We start from the raw sequence: 16,406 nt of genomic DNA, 5'->3' as shown, positions 1-16,406 counted from the left end.
GGGCGTACTCCTTGGAAGGGGGCGGGTGCTGAAGCGCTTATAGCGCGGCAGCCTGCAACTGGAAGTCGATGTAGCCGTAGGCGATGCGCCGGGACTTGTCGGCGTTGAACTGGCCGCCGACCAGGCTGCCACGCAGCCACAGGCCGTCGATCATCGCGGCCAGGCCACGGGCGGCCAGGCGGGCCTGCGGGTGGGGCAGCAGGCGGTTGAACTGGTGGCACAGGTTGGAGAACAGGCGCTGGTCGTTGGCGCGCTGCAGCCGGGCCAGTTCCGGCTGGTGCATGCTGGCGGCCCAGAACGTGAGCCAGACGCGCATTGCGGTACCGTTGATCTGGCTGTCGTCGAAGTTGCCATCGACGATGGCACGCAACTGCTCGCGGGGGTCATCGCTGGCCTCGGCGCGGTAGCGGGCGACGGCGTCCTTCAGCTCGCGCAGGATCTGCCGCATTGCAGCATTGAGCAGGCCGTCCTTGTCGCCGAAGTAGTGGGCGACGATGCCGCTGGACAGCCCTGCCTTCTTCGCGATGGTGGCGACGGTCGCGTCGGCCATGCCGATCTCGTCGATGGTCTGGAAAGTGGCCCGGATCAGCTGTTCGCGCCGTACCGGTTCCACGCCTTTCTTCGGCATTGTCTCTCCACGGATTGCGACCCGAAGGATCGGCTGCCCGCCATTATGCTTTTTATTGATTGAACGTTCAATCAATAAACCCTAGGATGCGCTCGCGCCCCACGCCATGGGCCCGGTTTACCGGTCCGGCCCCGCCCATGTGCTCCCCCGGACTGATGAGACGATCCCATGTCTTCCCTGGCTCATCCCAAGCGTTCGCCCCTGCGCTTGAACCGTTTTGTCTTTCTCAGCTCCTCGGTGTCGATCGGCATCCTCGGGCTGCTCACCGTTCTCTATCCCGAAGGCAGCGAGCACTGGCTGCAATGGGCGCAGGCCGAGGTGTCGGCCGCGTTCGGCTGGTGGTACATGCTGCTGATCGTGCTGTGCCTGGGGTTCGTGCCGTGGCTGGCGTTCTCGCCGTATGGCCGCATCCGCCTGGGCCACAACGAGGAGTCACCGGCGTTTGGCTACGTCGCCTGGGTCTCGATGCTGTTCTCGGCCGGCATCGGCATCGCGCTGCTCTACTACGGCGCCTACGAGCCGCTGGACCATTTCCTGCATCCGCCCGGGCAACCCGGCGGGACCGTGGCCGCCGGCCGCGAAGCGATGGTGCTGACCTTCCTGCACTGGGGCCTGCACGGCTGGGCGCTGTACGCGCTGGTCGGCGTGGCGCTGGGCTACTTCGCGTACCGCCGCGACCTGCCGCTGGCGCTGCGCTCGGCGCTGTACCCGATCTTCGGTGAGCGCATCCACGGTCGCATCGGCGACATGGTCGATGGTTTCGGCATCCTGGCCACGCTGATCTCGATGGTGACCAACCTCGGCATCGGCGCGCTGGTGGTGCAGTCCGGCCTGGTCTACCTGTTCCACATCCCGGATACGCCGCAGGTGCTGGTGGCCATCGTGCTGGTGATGATGGTGGTGGCCACCATCGGCGTGGTCGCCGGTGTGGAAAAGGGCATTGCCTGGCTGTCCAACCTCAACGTGCGCCTGCTGTGTGGCCTGCTGCTGTTCGTGCTGGTCACCGGCCCGACCCTGCACCTGTTCGACGGCCTGATCCAGAACACCGGCGATTACCTTGGTGCGTTCGTGCGCAAGAGCTTCGACATGTACCTCAACGACCCGAAGGGCCGTGAGTGGATGGGGTCGTGGACGCTGTTCTACTGGGCCTGGTGGATCGCCTGGGCGCCGTTCGTCGGCCTTTTCGTGGCGCGCATCTCGCGTGGCCGCACCATCCGCGAAGTGATCATGGGCGTGCTGCTGATCCCGCTCGGCTTCACCCTGGCCTGGCTGTCGATCTTCGGCAACACCGCCATCGACCTGGTGCTCAACCACGGCCAGGCGATCCTGGGTGAGGTGGCCCAGCACGATGCGGCGATGACGCTGTTCAAGCTGCTGGAATACCTGCCCGGCGCGCCGTACGTTGCCGGTGCGGCGGTGGTGATCGGCTTCGTGCTGTTCCTGACCCCGGTCGACTCGGGCACGCTGATGATCGCCAACCTGTGCACCCGTCGCGTTGACGATGGTGTGGAAGACGGCCATGACGCCCCGATCTGGCTGCGCGTGTTCTGGGCGGCCGGCATCACCGTGGCCAGCGTCGGCCTGCTGCTGGCCGGCAATTTCAGTGCGATGCAGACGGCGGTGGTGCTGTGTGGCCTGCCGTTCTCGTTCACGCTGGCGTTCTACATGTGGGGCCTGCTGAAGGCGCTGCGCACCGACCCGGACGCACCCCGCCGCTGAGTGCCTCTGTAGAGCCGAGCCCATGCTCGGCTGCTGTTGGCGCAGAAGCAGCCGAGCGCAGGCTCGGCTCTACAGGGGGGCATCGCAGACGGAAAGGGCCGGACCCGCAAGGATCCGGCCCTTTTCCGTTACTTGGCTGCCAGCTGGCGCAGCACGTACTGCAGCAGGCCGCCATGACGGAAGTACTCGACTTCCTTCGGGGTCAGCAGCATCACCGAGACCTCGAAGGTCTTCTTCGTGCCATCGGCCTTGGTCGCGGTGACCGTGGCGCGCTTGCTGGCACCGTCCTGCAGGCCGGTGATGTCGATCACTTCCGAGCCGTCCAGGCCCAGGCTCTGCGCGTTCTCGCCGTTGCGGAACTGCAGCGGCAGCACGCCCATGCCGACCAGGTTGGAGCGGTGGATGCGCTCGAAGCTTTCGGCGATGACCGCCTTCACCCCCAGCAGCAGGGTGCCCTTGGCCGCCCAGTCGCGCGACGAACCGGTGCCGTATTCCTTGCCGGCCAGCACCACCAGCGGCACCTTGTCGGCCTTGTACTTCATGGCCGCATCGTAGATCGCCAGCTTCTCCGGCTGGCCACCACCGGCGGGGTAGTACAGGGTGTTGCCGCCTTCCTCGCCACCGAACATCAGGTTCTTGATGCGGATGTTGGCGAAGGTGCCGCGGACCATCACGTCGTCGTTGCCGCGGCGGCTGCCGTAGCTGTTGAAGTCGGCCGGCTGCACGCCGCGTTCCTGCAGGAAGCGGCCCGCCGGCGAGTCCTTCTTGATGTTGCCGGCCGGGGAGATGTGGTCGGTGGTGATCGAATCGCCGAACAGGCCCATCACGCGTGCGCCGTGCACGTCGTCGATGCTGCCGGTCTGCATGGTCATGCCATCGAAGTACGGCGGGTTCTTGATGTAGGTGGAGGCATCGCTCCACGCGTACAGGTTGCCGTCCGGCGAGGCGATGGTGTTCCAGCGGGTGTCGCCCTTGAACACGTCGGCGTAGTTCTGCTTGAACATCTCCGGGCCGATGGTGGCGGCGATGACATCGCCGATTTCCTTGTTGCTCGGCCAGATGTCGCGCAGGAACACCGGCTGGCCATCGCTGCCGGTGCCCAGCGGCTGGGTGGTCAGGTCGATGTCGGTGGTGCCGGCGATGGCATAGGCCACCACCAGCGGCGGGCTGGCCAGGTAGTTCATCTTCACTTCGGGGTGCACGCGACCCTCGAAGTTGCGGTTGCCGGACAGCACCGAGGTGACCACAAGATCGCCGGCGGCGATGCCGGCGCTGACTTCGGTCGGCAGCGGGCCGGAGTTGCCGATGCAGGTGGTGCAGCCGTAGCCGACCACGTAGAAGCCGATCTTCTCCAGCTCCTTCAGCACGCCGGCCTTTTCCAGGTAGTCGGTGACCACGCGCGAGCCCGGCCCGAGCGAGGTCTTCACCCACGGCTGGCGGTTCAGGCCCTTGGCGGCCGCATTGCGGGCCAGCAGGCCGGCACCGATCATCACCGCCGGGTTGGAGGTGTTGGTGCAGGAGGTGATGGCGGCGATGACCACCGCGCCATCCTTCAGCCGCACCTTTCGGCCTTCGATCTCGATGTCGGCGAAGCCCTTGGCCAGCTGCTCGTTGCCGACCGCCGCGCCGCCGCCTTCATTGACGAACGAGGAAACATCATCACTGCGCTTGTCGCGGTTGCTGGTCATGCCGACCAGTGCTTCGCGGTAGTTCTTCTGCACGTCTTCCAGCAGCACGCGGTCCTGCGGACGCTTCGGGCCGGCCAGCGACGGCTTCACCGTGCCCATGTCCAGTTCCAGCGTGGTGCTGTACTGGGCATGCGGGCTGCCCGGTTCGTGCCACAGACCCTGTGCCTTGGCATAGGCTTCGACCAGGTCGATCTGCTCTTCGCTGCGGCCGGACAGGCGCAGGTAGTTCAGCGATTCGGCGTCGATCGGGAAGATGCCGCAGGTGGCGCCGTACTCCGGGGCCATGTTGCCGATGGTGGCACGGTCGGCCAGCGGCAGGTGCTGCAGGCCGTCACCGTAGAACTCGACGAACTTGCCGACCACGCCGAGCTTGCGCAGCATCTGGGTGACGGTCAGCACCAGGTCGGTGGCGGTGGCACCCTCGGGCAGCTTGCCGGTCAGCTTGAAGCCGACCACCTGCGGGATCAGCATCGACGACGGTTGGCCGAGCATGGCGGCCTCGGCTTCGATGCCGCCCACGCCCCAGCCAAGCACGCCGATGCCGTTGATCATGGTGGTGTGGCTGTCGGTACCGAACACGGTATCGGGGTAGGCGACCGCCTTGCCGTCCTTGTCGGCGGTCATCACTACGCGGGCCAGGTTCTCCAGGTTCACCTGGTGGACGATGCCGGTGTTCGGCGGCACCACCTTGAAGTTGTCGAAGGCCTTCTGGCCCCAGCGCAGGAAGCCGTAGCGTTCCTGGTTGCGCTGGAATTCGATCTTGCCGTTGAGGTCCAGCGCGTCCGGCTTGCCGAACACATCGACCTGCACCGAGTGGTCGATGACCAGTTCGGAGGGGATCTGCGGGTTGATCTGCTCCGGCGAGCCGCCCAGCTTGACGACCGCGTCGCGCATCGCGGCCAGGTCGACCACGCATGGCACGCCGGTGAAGTCCTGCAGGACCACGCGCGCCGGCATGAAGGCGATCTCGGTGTCCGGCTCGGCCGCCGGGTTCCAGCGGGCCACGGCTTCGATGTGGTCCTTGCCGACGGTGATACCGCCGTCCTCGTGCCGGAGCAGGTTCTCCAGCAGGATCTTCATCGAGTAGGGCAGGTGGGAGATATCGAAGCGCTGGCCCAGCGTGGGCAGGCTGAAGTAGTCGTAGGTCTTGCCGCCGACGTTCAGCTGGCTGCGGGTGGAGAACGAATCGCTCATGCGGGGTAACTCCTTCTTGCGGATGGCTTGCAGTGGCCCGCGCATGGGCGGGCCTGCTTGCGGTCGCCGCGGGCCTGGCGGCCCCGGTCGTCCCAGTATGAACCTCAGACTGAATGGATTCATCCGGGCCGGGTTCCGGCCTGCGGCATCGGTTCCAGACTACAGGGGAAGGTGTATGGCGTATGTCACGTTTGTGGCCGATCCTTTGCGAGGCAAGGGCTGGCGGGGCGCCGGTCCTGTTCAGGGTGGAAGTATGCCCGGGGAAGTATGTATAATTTGTGCATACTCTGGAGGGCCTACCCATGGAAGCCACTGTTGCAGAACGCGGACAGATCACCCTGCCCAAGGCGGTGCGTGATGCCCTCGGCCTGACCAAGGGCACGCTGCTGAAGGTCGAGCTGGACGGCAGCCGCATCATCCTGCGCAAGAGTGTTGACGATGCGATTTCACGGGCGCGCGGCAAGTTTGCGCTGGACGGCTTCGAATCGTCCGACGCAGCGGTACGCGCGGTGCGTGACGAGGAATAAGCCGTGATGATCGCCGTCGATTCACCGGTGCTGGTCGAGCTGCTCAGCAATGGTCCGCAGGCCGATGCCGTGGAAGCCATCCTGCGGCAGAGCCTGGTCGGTGGCCGCGTGGTGGTCTGTGGCGCGACCCTGGCCGAGGTCTGCGCATCGCTGCGCGGCGGCGCCGAGGTGCTCGAAGCGCTGGAAGAAATGGGCGTGCACTTCAACCCGATGGAAGCCAAGTCGGCGCTGCGCGCCGGCGAGATGCACCGCCGTCATCGCCAGCGCGGCGGCAGCCGCCGCAGCCTGGACGAATTCATGGTCGGCGCCCACGCACTGCTGCAGTGTGACGGCCTGATCACCTGGAACGACACGTTTTACCGCGACTACTTCAAGGGCCTGAAGCTGATCGTGCCGCACGCCTGAGCCCACTTTGTTATTTCAACCTACGCATTACCCGGGAGTTGTCATGTTGGAAGCCTACCGCCACCACGTCGCCGAGCGCGCTGCGCTTGGCATCCCGCCGCTGCCGCTGAGCGCGCAGCAGACGGCCGATGTCATCGAACTGCTGAAGAACCCGCCGCAGGGCGAGGCCGAGTTCCTGCTCGACCTGCTGACCCACCGCGTGCCGGCCGGCGTCGATGACGCGGCCAAGGTCAAGGCGTCGTACCTGGCGGCGATCGCCCTGGGCAGCGAGCAGAACCCGCTGATCAGCCGTGAGCGCGCCACCGAACTGCTGGGCACCATGCTCGGCGGCTACAACGTGGCCCCGCTGGTGCAGCTGCTGGACGACGCCAGCGTCGGCACCATCGCCGCCAACGGCCTGAAGAAGACCCTGCTGGTGTTCGATGCGTTCCATGACGTGCAGGAAAAGGCCAAGGCGGGCAATGCCAACGCCCAGGCCGTGCTGCAGAGCTGGGCCGATGCCGAGTGGTTCACCAGCAATCCGGAAGTGCCGCAGAGCCTGACCGTCACCGTGTTCAAGGTGCCGGGCGAAACCAACACCGACGACCTGTCGCCGGCACCGGACGCGACCACCCGCCCGGACATTCCGATGCACGCCCTGGCGATGCTGAAGAACAAGCGCGACGATGCGCCGTTCACCCCGGAAGAAGACGGCAAGCGCGGCCCGATCCAGCAGATCCTGTCGCTGAAGGAAAAGGGCCACCTGGTTGCCTACGTCGGCGACGTGGTCGGCACCGGTTCCTCGCGCAAGTCGGCCACCAACAGCGTGCTGTGGTGGACCGGCGATGACATTCCGTTCATCCCGAACAAGCGCGCCGGTGGCGTCTGCCTGGGCGGCAAGATCGCACCGATCTTCTACAACACCATGGAAGATGCCGGCGCGCTGCCGATCGAGCTGGACGTATCGAAGATGGAGCACGGCGACGTCATCGAGCTGCGCCCGTACGAAGGCAAGGCGCTGAAGAACGGCGAAGTGATCGCCGAGTTCCAGGTCAAGTCCGACGTGCTGTTCGATGAAGTACGTGCCGGCGGCCGCATTCCGCTGATCATCGGCCGTGGCCTGACCGGCAAGGCGCGCGAAGCGCTGGGCCTGGCCCCGACCGACCTGTTCCGCCTGCCGGTGCAGCCGGCCGATACCGGCAAGGGCTTCTCGCTGGCGCAGAAGATGGTCGGCCGCGCCTGTGGCCTGCCGGAAGGCCAGGGCATGCGCCCGGGCACCTACTGCGAACCGAAGATGACCTCGGTCGGCTCGCAGGACACCACCGGCCCGATGACCCGCGACGAGCTGAAGGACCTGGCGTGCCTGGGCTTCTCGGCCGACCTGGTGATGCAGTCGTTCTGCCACACCGCCGCTTACCCGAAGCCGGTGGACGTGAAGACCCACCACACCCTGCCGGAGTTCATCTCCACCCGTGGCGGCGTTTCGCTGCGCCCGGGCGACGGCGTGATCCACAGCTGGCTCAACCGCATGCTGCTGCCGGACACCGTGGGTACCGGCGGTGACTCGCACACCCGTTTCCCGGTGGGCATTTCGTTCCCGGCCGGTTCGGGCCTGGTCGCCTTCGCCGCAGCCACCGGCGTGATGCCGCTGGACATGCCGGAGTCGGTGCTGGTGCGCTTCAAGGGCAAGATGCAGCCGGGCGTGACCCTGCGTGACCTGGTCAACGCGATCCCGCTGTACGCGATCAAGTCCGGCCTGCTGACCGTGGCCAAGGCTGGCAAGAAGAACATCTTCTCCGGCCGCATCCTGGAAATCGAAGGCCTGCCGGAGCTGAAGGTCGAACAGGCGTTCGAACTGTCCGACGCCTCGGCCGAGCGTTCGGCCGCCGGCTGCTCGGTGCGCCTGAACAAGGAACCGATCATCGAGTACCTGACCAGCAACATCACGCTGCTGAAGTGGATGATTGCCGAGGGTTACCAGGATCCGCGTTCGCTGCAGCGTCGCATCGAGAAGATGGAAGCCTGGCTGGCCAACCCGCAGCTGCTGGAGCCGGATGCCGACGCCGAGTACGCCGCCGTCATCGAGATCGACCTGGCCGACATCCACGAGCCGATCGTGGCCTGCCCGAACGACCCGGACGACGTGAAGACCCTGTCCGAAGTGGCCGGGGCCAAGATCGACGAAGTGTTCATCGGTTCGTGCATGACCAACATCGGTCACTTCCGCGCCGCGGCCAAGCTGCTGGAAGGCAAGCGTGACCTGCCGACCCGCCTGTGGGTGGCCCCGCCGACCAAGATGGACGCCTCGGAGCTGACCAAGGAAGGCGTGTACGGCACCTTCGGCGCCACCGGCGCGCGCATGGAAATGCCGGGCTGCTCGCTGTGCATGGGCAACCAGGCGCAGATCCGTGAAGGCTCCACTGCGATGTCGACCTCGACCCGCAACTTCCCGAACCGCCTGGGCCGCAACACCAACGTGTACCTGGGTTCGGCGGAACTGGCGGCGATCTGCTCGCGCCTGGGCCGCATCCCGACCAAGGAGGAGTACATGGCCGATGTGGGCGTGATCGCCGCCAGCGGCGCCGAGATCTACCGCTACATGAACTTCGACCAGATCGAGGAATACCAGGACGTGGCCAAGACGGTCGCTGCCTGATCCTGCTGATCGGTTGATGATGTGAACGAAGAACCCCCGGTGAAAGCCGGGGGTTTTTTGTGGACAGGACACTTTCGTAGAAGTTGTATTTCTCTAGCGAAGCATGGCGCCTACCTTGGCTGCTCTCCTTTGCGGTTCTGTCTGAGATGCGCCGTTCATTTCTGCTGACTTCCAGTCCTACCCATCGCCGCAGCGTCATCGCCCGGGCCTTGGGCGCTCTGCTGGCCTCTGCACTTCTGACTATGGCGCCATCAGTCGGCGCAACGCCGGCGTCTGCGATGCCGCTGTCTATCAAGCCGCCGCCACGTCTCGACAGGACTACACGCCACAGCCTCTGTCATGAGGGTCGATGCGTGGTGCTGGATGGCACGGGCCGGCAACTGGCCGAGCATCGGGGAATGCAATACCTCCGCCCCTTCAAAAATGGGGTGGCGGTCTTCGAAAGGGGGGAGAACAGGGGCATCATGAATTCAGAAGGGCGTATCGTCCTTGAAGCGCATTACGATTCGGTTGAGGTACATGGCAACGGGGTGATCGAAGCCAAGGTATTGCTGCGGAAACCGCCCAAGGCGTACACGCGAATTGACTTCTTCAATGCACGGGGCCGATTGGCGCGTCGGTTTGAGGAGAAAGGCGAGAACGATCTCCTGCGCTCTGCGTCCTGGGCTGGAAACCCGGCTGTAGAACTCTGCAACAAAGAGAAGCAGCGCTGTACGACCCGCTTCCTTGACGCGAAGGGTAAGTCCGGTCCCGTTTTCAGTGTCTTTGGTAGTTTTGGTCCCGTGGGTCATGAGGGGGAAGTGGCCATCGCTTCGCGCGATGGTGTCCACTTTGGCCTGGTTGATCGATCACTGGCAGGCATAGGGCGCCAGGACTACGATCAGATGACCTTCAACAGTTCGGGTTTCGCGCTCGCCACCCAGGGCGGGAACGACACGGTGCTGGATCCCCACGGGGTGCAAGTGGCGCCCATGGGTCGATATCGGTTCAAGTTTGGTCGGGGTGGGTACCTGCTTTCTGCGGTAGCCGAAGACGGCCAGTGCCTGCATTTCACGCGCGCGGGTTTGATGTTTCCGACGCCTGCAGGCCACTGTATGAAGACAGATGAGTTCGCTGAACGAGTGGGGTATGTAATCTTCAGTTCGGAAGATGATGAATACGTTGTAGGCCTGGATGGGTCGCTGCGCTCCCTGCAACGCGCTGCAGGCCTGCATCCGCTGAACCGCAGGATCGTCGAGTATCAAAAGCCCGGCGAAGCGGGGGTGCGTTTCATGATGCTGGAAGATGGCAGCATCTCGTCTTCCCTGTACTACCGACTTGCGCCTTTTCAAACCGCGGAAGGACTGGATGACCAACTGCTGTTGGCCCAAGCCGATGGAGGATGGGGTGTAATAGATGCTACGGGTGCTTGGCTGATTCCTCCTCGCTACCGTCGGATAAAACCATTGGGTCCGAATCTGGTCGCCGCATTCGAACGGCCGGGATATGACGCCGGGTATCACATACTCGATCTGCGCGGAAATGCGCTGGCTGATTTCACTCCGCATACTCCCTCAGCAGAGCTTCTGGCGGATGGAACAAGAGTCTATGCGCTCTCGTTGCGGGGTCGCTGGGGCCTTCTGGATGAGTCGGGGCGGTGGAGGCTGGCGCCCCGCTACGGCTACGTGAATGTTTCGAAAGGCCGAGTTTCCGTGCGTGAGCGAAACAGTGCCGGTGAGGTTACGGTCAATTTTCTTGACCCAGACACAGGAACGACGCTGTTCGAACAGGGATTTCTATCGATTCATTCTCGACCGGATGGTCTGTTTGAGACGTTGAAGACAGATCAGACCATGGAGCTGATCAAGCTTGACGGGACCGTTCTGGGGCGTCTGCATCCTCGTCCCAGCCAATAGTCGGACCATTGACTGCTTGGTATGGCTGGAGCCTGGTGCGATCCAAATGGAAGATCTGGGCGTGTTTGAAACAACGGAATGCTCAGGCTTCCGGCGCTACTGCACGGTCCAGTCTGCGCTGCCTTCCAACCGACGGCCTGCTATGAGCACGTTGCCGCGCTTGCCGGAGACGTCCATTTCGAACCAGGGCAATCCGTCGTGGCGGAGCGGACGCACATAGGCCTGGCGGCGGGCGCGGTCGAATTCGATGTAGTAGCGGCGTTGCACGTTGGGGTACGGCGGGATCGACGTGCCTTTCCAGCTGACGCTTACCGCGCCGGGGTCTTCGCGACCCACCAGCATCAGCATGAAGAACACATCACCCAGCTTGGCCTCGAAGTAGAACAGATCGCCACTGGCGCTGGCGGGTGCCAGTGGCAATGAAAGCAGTACGGCCGCCAGGGCGGCCTTCCATATGCCTTTGATCATGTGCAGCATTCCTTGTGCAATACCGCTATCAAAGCACACATGCGGGTAGCGCGTTGAAACGAAGAACCCCGGTGAAAGCCGGCGCCTTTTTTTGTTGCCTGATGGCCTGTAGCGCCGAGTCCATGCTTGGCTGCTGTTCGTGCGATGCGCGATGAGTCGAGCGTGGTTCGACTCTACAACGGCAGCCACGTATGGCGTGGATCTACTGCGCGCGCGCCCTTGAGCTGCGGCGCGCAATCAGCCGCGGGCGAGCGCCAGCAACCGCTCGGCAATCCGTTCCAGCGGCACCTGTTCCTCGGCGGCGCCGAGCTTGCAGGCGGCACCGGGCATGCCCCAGACCACGCTGGTGGCCTCATCCTGTACCAGGGTCGGGGCGCCGGCCTGGCGCATCTCCAGCAGGCCACGTGCGCCATCATCACCCATGCCGGTGAGGATGGCACCGATCGCATTGCCACCGGCGTTCTGCGCGACCGAACGGAACAGCACGTCCACTGCCGGCTTGTGCCGGTTCACCGCCGGGCCGTCGTCGACGCGGCAGCGCCAGCGGGCACCGTCGCGGATGATGCGCAGATGCTTGCCGCCTGGTGGCAGGTAGGCATGGCCAGGCAGCACTGCCTCGCCGTCGCTGGCCTCGCGTACGGCCATGGCCGAGTGGCGGTCCAGGCGTTCGGCGAAGGCGCTGCTGAAGCTGGCCGGCAGGTGCTGGGTCATCACCACGGCTGGGCCATCGGCGGGCATGCCTTCCAGCACCACGCGCAGGGCTTCGGTGCCACCGGCTGACGAGCCGATCGCGATCAGGCGGTCGGTGGTACGGAACTGCGGCGCGGCGGGGCGCATCGCAGGAGCGGCTTCCAGCAGGAGCTTCGGTGCGGCAGCGCGCACCAGCGGACGTACCCGCGAGCGCGCTGCCATCTTGACCTTGGCGATGATCTCGTCGGCGTAGGCCTGCAGGCCGCGCGCCACGTCCAGCTTCGGCTTGGAGACGAAATCCACCGCGCCCAACGCCAGTGCCTGCAGGGTGGTGTCGGCGCCGCGCTCGGTCAGCGAGGAGATCATCACTACCGGCAGTGGGTGCAGGCGCATCAGGTTTTCCAGGAACGCCAGCCCGTCCATGCGCGGCATTTCCACGTCCAGGGTGATCACGTCCGGGGCCAGGCGCTTGATCTTCTCGCGCGCCAGCAGCGGGTCGGCGGCGGTGCCGACCACGTCGATGGCCGGATCGCTGGACAGGATTTCCGTGAGCATCTGCCGCACGACGGCGGAGTCGTCGACGATCAGGACCCGACAGGGGGCGTTGCCGGTCAAGGTCATTCGAACAGCTCCACGCCGCCGGTGACCGGGGCCTTGGACAGGCGCGCACGCACCGCCGATTCGGTCGCAGCCACTTCTGCCTCATGGGCATGCGGCAGGCGCTGCACAACCACGCGGCCGGTATCGGCGAAGAACCAGATCTTGCGCGGATGGATGCCGCACAGGTCCTCGGCGATGATCGGGATGTGCTCGGCCTGCAGGTACTGGCGCACGAACTCGGCGTTGCGGGTGCCCACTGGATTGCTGGTGAAGCCCTTGAGCACGTTGGCGCCGCCGAACACCTTGGCTTCGATGCGCTTGCGGTGGGCGCCCCGCTTGAGCATGTCGTTGATCAGCAGTTCCATCGCATAGCTGCCGTAGCGTGCGGGTGCGCCGTCACCGGCGTTGCCCTCCGGCAGCAGGAAGTGGTTCATGCCGCCGATCTTCAGCACCGGGTCGCGCAGGCACGCCGCCACGCAGGAGCCCAGCGTGGTGGTCAGCGCAGTGGTGTCATCGACCACCAGGTACTGGGTCGGCAGCAGCTTGGCGGCGATGGTCTGGAAGCGCGCATCCTGGTAGCGCATCACATCGTCGGTACGCAGCGAGGCATTCATGCGCCGGCCTTTGCCGCACGGCGGTACAGGGTGCGGCCGCAGGGCTGGATCAGGTCGGCGGCGTGCAGGTAGTTCTCCGAGTGGCCGGTGTAGAGCAGGCCGTCATCGGCCAGGTGCTGAACCAGGCGACCAAGGATGGCGCGCTGGGTCGGCTTGTCGAAGTAGATCATCACGTTGCGGCAGAACAGCGCGTCGAACGGGCCGCCGACGTCGTAGCGCGGGGCGAGCAGGTTCAATGGGCGGAACTCGATCAGTTCGCGCAGCGCCGGCAGCACGCGGCACTGGCCCTCGTTGGGGCCGCTGCCGCGCTGGAAGTAGCGGCGGCGCAGGTCCGGATCGAGGCTGGCGACGCGATCGATGTTGTAGACGCCGCGGCCGGCAGTGGCCAGCACCTGGGTATCGACGTCGGTGGCAATGATGCGTACCGGCGGCTTCAACGTGCCGAAGGCCTCGCAGGCGGTGATCGCCATCGAGTAGGGCTCTTCGCCGGTGGACGCCGCGCACGACCACAGCAGCAGTGGGGCGCGGCTGGAGCGCTGTTGGAGTTCCTCGCGCAGCTTGTCGAAGTGATGCGGTTCGCGGAAGAACGAGGTCAGGTTGGTGGTCAGCGCGTTGGTGAACGCCTGCCATTCGTCACCATCTTCCTGCTCCAGGTGGTCCAGGTACTGCTGGAAGCTGCGCATGCCCAGCGTGCGCAGGCGGCGCGACAGGCGGCCATAGACCATGTCGCGCTTTGCCGGCGCGAGGGCGATGCCCACGCGCTGGTAGATCAGGTCGCAGACGCGGCGGAAATCGCGGTCGGCGAACTCGAATTCGCGCGGGCCGGTGACGATGGGGGTAGGACTTTGCACGGGGGACGTGTCCATCGGCAGAGGCGGCGGCCGCAGCCGCCGCGGGTGGGTCTCAGAATTCCTGCCAGTCGCTGTCGCTGGCGGCGAAGGTGCTGGCGTTGCTGCTGCGGCGGACCGGAGCGGGCGTGCTGGTCGGCTGCGGGCGTGCCACGGTGGTGACACGGGCCGGCTCCGCGCGCGCGGCCACGGCCTTCACTGCGGCGGACACCTGGTTGTCGAGGCGGAAGATCGCCACGGCGTCAGCCAGCTGGCCGGCCTGGTCCTCCATTGCGCGTGCCGCAGCAGTGGCTTCTTCCACCAGCGCAGCATTCTGCTGGGTGGTTTCGTCCATCTGCACCACGGTCTGGTTGACCTGCTCGATGCCCGCCGACTGTTCCTGCGAGGCCGCAGAGATCTCGGCCATGATGTCGGTCACGCGCTGCACCGAGGCGACGATCTCGCCCATGGTCGCGCCGGCCTTGTGCACCAGCGCCGAGCCGTCGTTGACCTTGCCGACCGAGTCGTCGATCAGGCCCTTGATCTCCTTGGCGGCGGCGGCCGAGCGCTGGGCGAGGGTGCGCACTTCGCTGGCGACCACGGCGAAGCCGCGGCCCTGTTCGCCGGCACGCGCCGCTTCCACTGCCGCGTTCAACGCCAGGATGTTGGTCTGGAAGGCGATGCCGTCGATCACCGAGATGATCTCGGCGATCTTCTTCGACGAGGCTTCGATGGCCGACATGGTGGTGACCACCTGGCCGACCACGTCACCGCCCTGCGAGGCGACACCGTGCGCGCCGATGGCGAGCTGGTTGGCCTGGCGGGCGTGCTCGGCGTTCTGGCGCACGGTGGAGGTCAGTTCCTCCATGGAGGCAGCGGTTTCCTCCAGGTTGGCGGCCTGCTGTTCGGTGCGGCGCGACAGGTCGCTGTTGCCGGAGGCGATCTCGCCGGCGGCCAGGGTGATGCTGGAGGCGCTGGCCTGGATCTGGCCGACGATCTGGGTCAGTTGCGTGACGGTGGTGTTGGCATCGTCGCGCATGCGTGCGAACACGCCCTGGTAGTCGCCGTGCATGCGTGCGGTCAGGTCACCTTCGGCGATGGCCGACAGCAGCTGCGAGAGCTTGCCGAGGTTGTCATCGCTGACCGCCATCATCGCGTTGAGGTTCTCCAGCATCAGGCGGAAATCGTGATCGAAGCGCTGCGCATCGCCACGGAGGCTGAAGTCGCCGGCCGCGGCGGCGCTGGCCAGCTGCTTGATCTCGGCATTGATGCGGCCGAGGTTGGCCTTGACCGTATCAACGGTGGTTGTCATCGCGGCCTTTTCGCCCGGGTAGCGTGCAATGTCGCGGCTGAGATCGCCGACCGCGTATTGCTGCACCACGTCCAGCACGTCGTGCAGGGTCTGCACGTGGCCGCCGACCAGGGCGTTGGTTTCCTGCACCATCAGCCCGTACTCACCGGGGAAGGCGCTGGCGTCGATGCGGTAGCTCAGTTCGCCGCCGTCATGACGGCGCGCCATTTCGCGCTGGCCGGTGATGACCGCATGCAGCTGCTGCTGCATGCCGGCCATGGCCTCCAGCAGGCGGCCGGTTTCGTCGTGCGGCTGCGGGCCGATGTGGCTGTCCAGCTTGCCGCCGGCGATGCCTTCGGCCACGGCGGTGGCCTGCTTCAGCGGCACGGCGATGCGGTTGCCGATGACCCAGCTCAGGGCCAGCACGATCAGCACCAGTACGCCACCAGAGACCGCCATGATGGCGGTGAACACCAGCGCCTGTTTCTGCACGTCGTCCATGTAGACGCCGCTGCTGACCACCCAGTTCCAGGGCGCGAACAGGCCGGCATAGGCGACCTTCTCGACCTCGCCCTTGCTGCCCGGCTTGGCCCAGCGGTAGTTGACGAAGCCGCCGCCGGCGCGAGCCGCTTCGACCTGGTCGTAGTAGATCCGGACGCCGTCGTCGGTGCGGAAGTCCTTCATGTCCTTGCCGACCAGGTCCTTGCGGAACGGGTGCATCAGCAGGCGGTAGCCGGTGTCGTAGATGTTGAAGTAGTAGGTATCGTTCCCGGCGCGCATGACCTCCAGCGCCTGCAGCGCGGCGCTCTTGGCGGCCTCTTCGCTGAGCTCGCCGGTACCGGCCAGGCGGTGGTAGTGCTGCAGGATGCCGTAGCTCAGTTCGACCTGGGTCTTCAGCGCGCTCTTGCGGGTTTCGGTCAGGTCCAGGTACTGCATGCGGGCGGCGATCACCGAGAGCGCGATCACGCCGAGCGCGATGAGCAGCGTCAGCAGGTTGAGCTTGCGCCGGACGGAAAGATTGCGGAAGTAGTGTTGCCAGCGATGCAGGAGATTCATCGAGCAGGACCAGGTCGAAGCGGGCGGGCGGCGCCGTGCCGGTCAGCGGCGGGATACGCCGTGACAACCCCGTTATCGGCCGCGCGGGCGGGGGATTGAGGTGCGGTGTCCGAACGTATTCAGGTTTCCTTGCAGCGGCGGCTGCGGCGCTGCCTGCGGCAGGCTTTTG

The 16,406-nt window shown here is 65.5% G+C and carries 12 protein-coding genes; 5 read left to right on the top strand and 7 right to left on the bottom strand.

The features are described 5' to 3' along the window. Positions 1-37: 37 nt before the first annotated feature. Positions 38-628: a transcriptional regulator BetI gene (gene betI, locus VG556_RS02695; protein WP_014647011.1), complete on the bottom strand. Its 591-nt coding sequence runs from the start codon at positions 626-628 to the stop codon at positions 38-40. A 168-nt stretch (positions 629-796) separates the two neighbouring features. Here betI and VG556_RS02690 point away from each other — a divergent pair, with 168 nt between their 5' ends. Then, the gene (locus VG556_RS02690) at positions 797-2,347 is read left to right on the top strand and encodes a BCCT family transporter (protein WP_111144266.1); all 1,551 of its coding nucleotides are present in this window, start codon (positions 797-799) and stop codon (positions 2,345-2,347) included. A 128-nt stretch (positions 2,348-2,475) separates the two neighbouring features. On the opposite strand, the gene acnA is transcribed toward VG556_RS02690, so the two are convergent. After that, on the bottom strand, positions 2,476-5,229 hold the full coding sequence (acnA, locus tag VG556_RS02685) for an aconitate hydratase AcnA (protein ID WP_049407404.1): 2,754 nt from the start codon (positions 5,227-5,229) through the stop codon (positions 2,476-2,478). A 302-nt stretch (positions 5,230-5,531) separates the two neighbouring features. On the opposite strand from acnA, the gene VG556_RS02680 reads away from it, so the two are divergent. From VG556_RS02680 to VG556_RS02665, 4 genes are all read left to right on the top strand, one after another. Then, positions 5,532-5,756 (top strand): AbrB/MazE/SpoVT family DNA-binding domain-containing protein, encoded by a 225-nt coding sequence (locus tag VG556_RS02680; protein ID WP_005409505.1) that lies wholly within the window; start codon positions 5,532-5,534, stop codon positions 5,754-5,756. A 6-nt stretch (positions 5,757-5,762) separates the two neighbouring features. Continuing rightward, on the top strand, positions 5,763-6,161 hold the full coding sequence (locus VG556_RS02675) for a type II toxin-antitoxin system VapC family toxin (RefSeq protein ID WP_005416402.1): 399 nt from the start codon (positions 5,763-5,765) through the stop codon (positions 6,159-6,161). A gap of 43 nt (positions 6,162-6,204) precedes the next feature. Then, positions 6,205-8,796, top strand: coding sequence for a bifunctional aconitate hydratase 2/2-methylisocitrate dehydratase (gene acnB, locus VG556_RS02670; RefSeq protein WP_049407406.1), 2,592 nt, complete (start codon positions 6,205-6,207; stop codon positions 8,794-8,796). A 146-nt stretch (positions 8,797-8,942) separates the two neighbouring features. Beyond that, complete coding sequence (locus tag VG556_RS02665) at positions 8,943-10,691, top strand: WG repeat-containing protein (RefSeq protein WP_080354546.1); 1,749 nt, start codon at positions 8,943-8,945, stop codon at positions 10,689-10,691. A gap of 96 nt (positions 10,692-10,787) precedes the next feature. Here VG556_RS02665 and VG556_RS02660 read toward each other — a convergent pair whose 3' ends face one another. From VG556_RS02660 to VG556_RS02640, 5 genes are all read right to left on the bottom strand, one after another. After that, on the bottom strand, positions 10,788-11,159 hold the full coding sequence (locus tag VG556_RS02660; protein ID WP_049477327.1) for a hypothetical protein: 372 nt from the start codon (positions 11,157-11,159) through the stop codon (positions 10,788-10,790). A gap of 237 nt (positions 11,160-11,396) precedes the next feature. Next, on the bottom strand, positions 11,397-12,470 hold the full coding sequence (locus tag VG556_RS02655; RefSeq protein ID WP_100449978.1) for a protein-glutamate methylesterase/protein-glutamine glutaminase: 1,074 nt from the start codon (positions 12,468-12,470) through the stop codon (positions 11,397-11,399). After that, positions 12,467-13,063: a chemoreceptor glutamine deamidase CheD gene (cheD, locus tag VG556_RS02650; protein WP_014037083.1), complete on the bottom strand. Its 597-nt coding sequence runs from the start codon at positions 13,061-13,063 to the stop codon at positions 12,467-12,469. Before cheD ends, VG556_RS02655 begins: the two co-directional genes overlap by 4 nt. Then, on the bottom strand, positions 13,060-13,929 hold the full coding sequence (locus VG556_RS02645) for a CheR family methyltransferase (RefSeq protein WP_049407415.1): 870 nt from the start codon (positions 13,927-13,929) through the stop codon (positions 13,060-13,062). The genes cheD and VG556_RS02645 overlap by 4 nt, the downstream gene beginning before the upstream one ends. A 37-nt stretch (positions 13,930-13,966) precedes the next feature. Continuing rightward, on the bottom strand, positions 13,967-16,237 hold the full coding sequence (locus tag VG556_RS02640; RefSeq protein ID WP_100449979.1) for a methyl-accepting chemotaxis protein: 2,271 nt from the start codon (positions 16,235-16,237) through the stop codon (positions 13,967-13,969). Positions 16,238-16,406: the final 169 nt, after the last annotated feature.

Origin of the sequence: Stenotrophomonas sp. CASM106 (assembly GCF_049384825.1) — a bacterium.
Taxonomy (GTDB): Bacteria; Pseudomonadota; Gammaproteobacteria; order Xanthomonadales; family Xanthomonadaceae; genus Stenotrophomonas; species Stenotrophomonas muris.
This window is presented reverse-complemented; position numbering and strand designations above follow the sequence as displayed.

Bases quoted from the DNA above. Each gene is read 5' to 3' on its own strand.
- betI (WP_014647011.1), bottom strand. From the start codon at position 628: ATGCCGAAGAAAGGCGTGGAACCGGTACGGCGCGAACAGCTGATCCGG.
- VG556_RS02690 (WP_111144266.1), top strand. From the start codon at position 797: ATGTCTTCCCTGGCTCATCCCAAGCGTTCGCCCCTGCGCTTGAACCGT.
- acnA (WP_049407404.1), bottom strand. From the start codon at position 5,229: ATGAGCGATTCGTTCTCCACCCGCAGCCAGCTGAACGTCGGCGGCAAG.
- VG556_RS02680 (WP_005409505.1), top strand. From the start codon at position 5,532: ATGGAAGCCACTGTTGCAGAACGCGGACAGATCACCCTGCCCAAGGCG.
- VG556_RS02675 (WP_005416402.1), top strand. From the start codon at position 5,763: ATGATCGCCGTCGATTCACCGGTGCTGGTCGAGCTGCTCAGCAATGGT.
- acnB (WP_049407406.1), top strand. From the start codon at position 6,205: ATGTTGGAAGCCTACCGCCACCACGTCGCCGAGCGCGCTGCGCTTGGC.
- VG556_RS02665 (WP_080354546.1), top strand. From the start codon at position 8,943: ATGCGCCGTTCATTTCTGCTGACTTCCAGTCCTACCCATCGCCGCAGC.
- VG556_RS02660 (WP_049477327.1), bottom strand. From the start codon at position 11,159: ATGATCAAAGGCATATGGAAGGCCGCCCTGGCGGCCGTACTGCTTTCA.
- VG556_RS02655 (WP_100449978.1), bottom strand. From the start codon at position 12,470: ATGACCTTGACCGGCAACGCCCCCTGTCGGGTCCTGATCGTCGACGAC.
- cheD (WP_014037083.1), bottom strand. From the start codon at position 13,063: ATGAATGCCTCGCTGCGTACCGACGATGTGATGCGCTACCAGGATGCG.
- VG556_RS02645 (WP_049407415.1), bottom strand. From the start codon at position 13,929: ATGGACACGTCCCCCGTGCAAAGTCCTACCCCCATCGTCACCGGCCCG.
- VG556_RS02640 (WP_100449979.1), bottom strand. From the start codon at position 16,237: ATGAATCTCCTGCATCGCTGGCAACACTACTTCCGCAATCTTTCCGTC.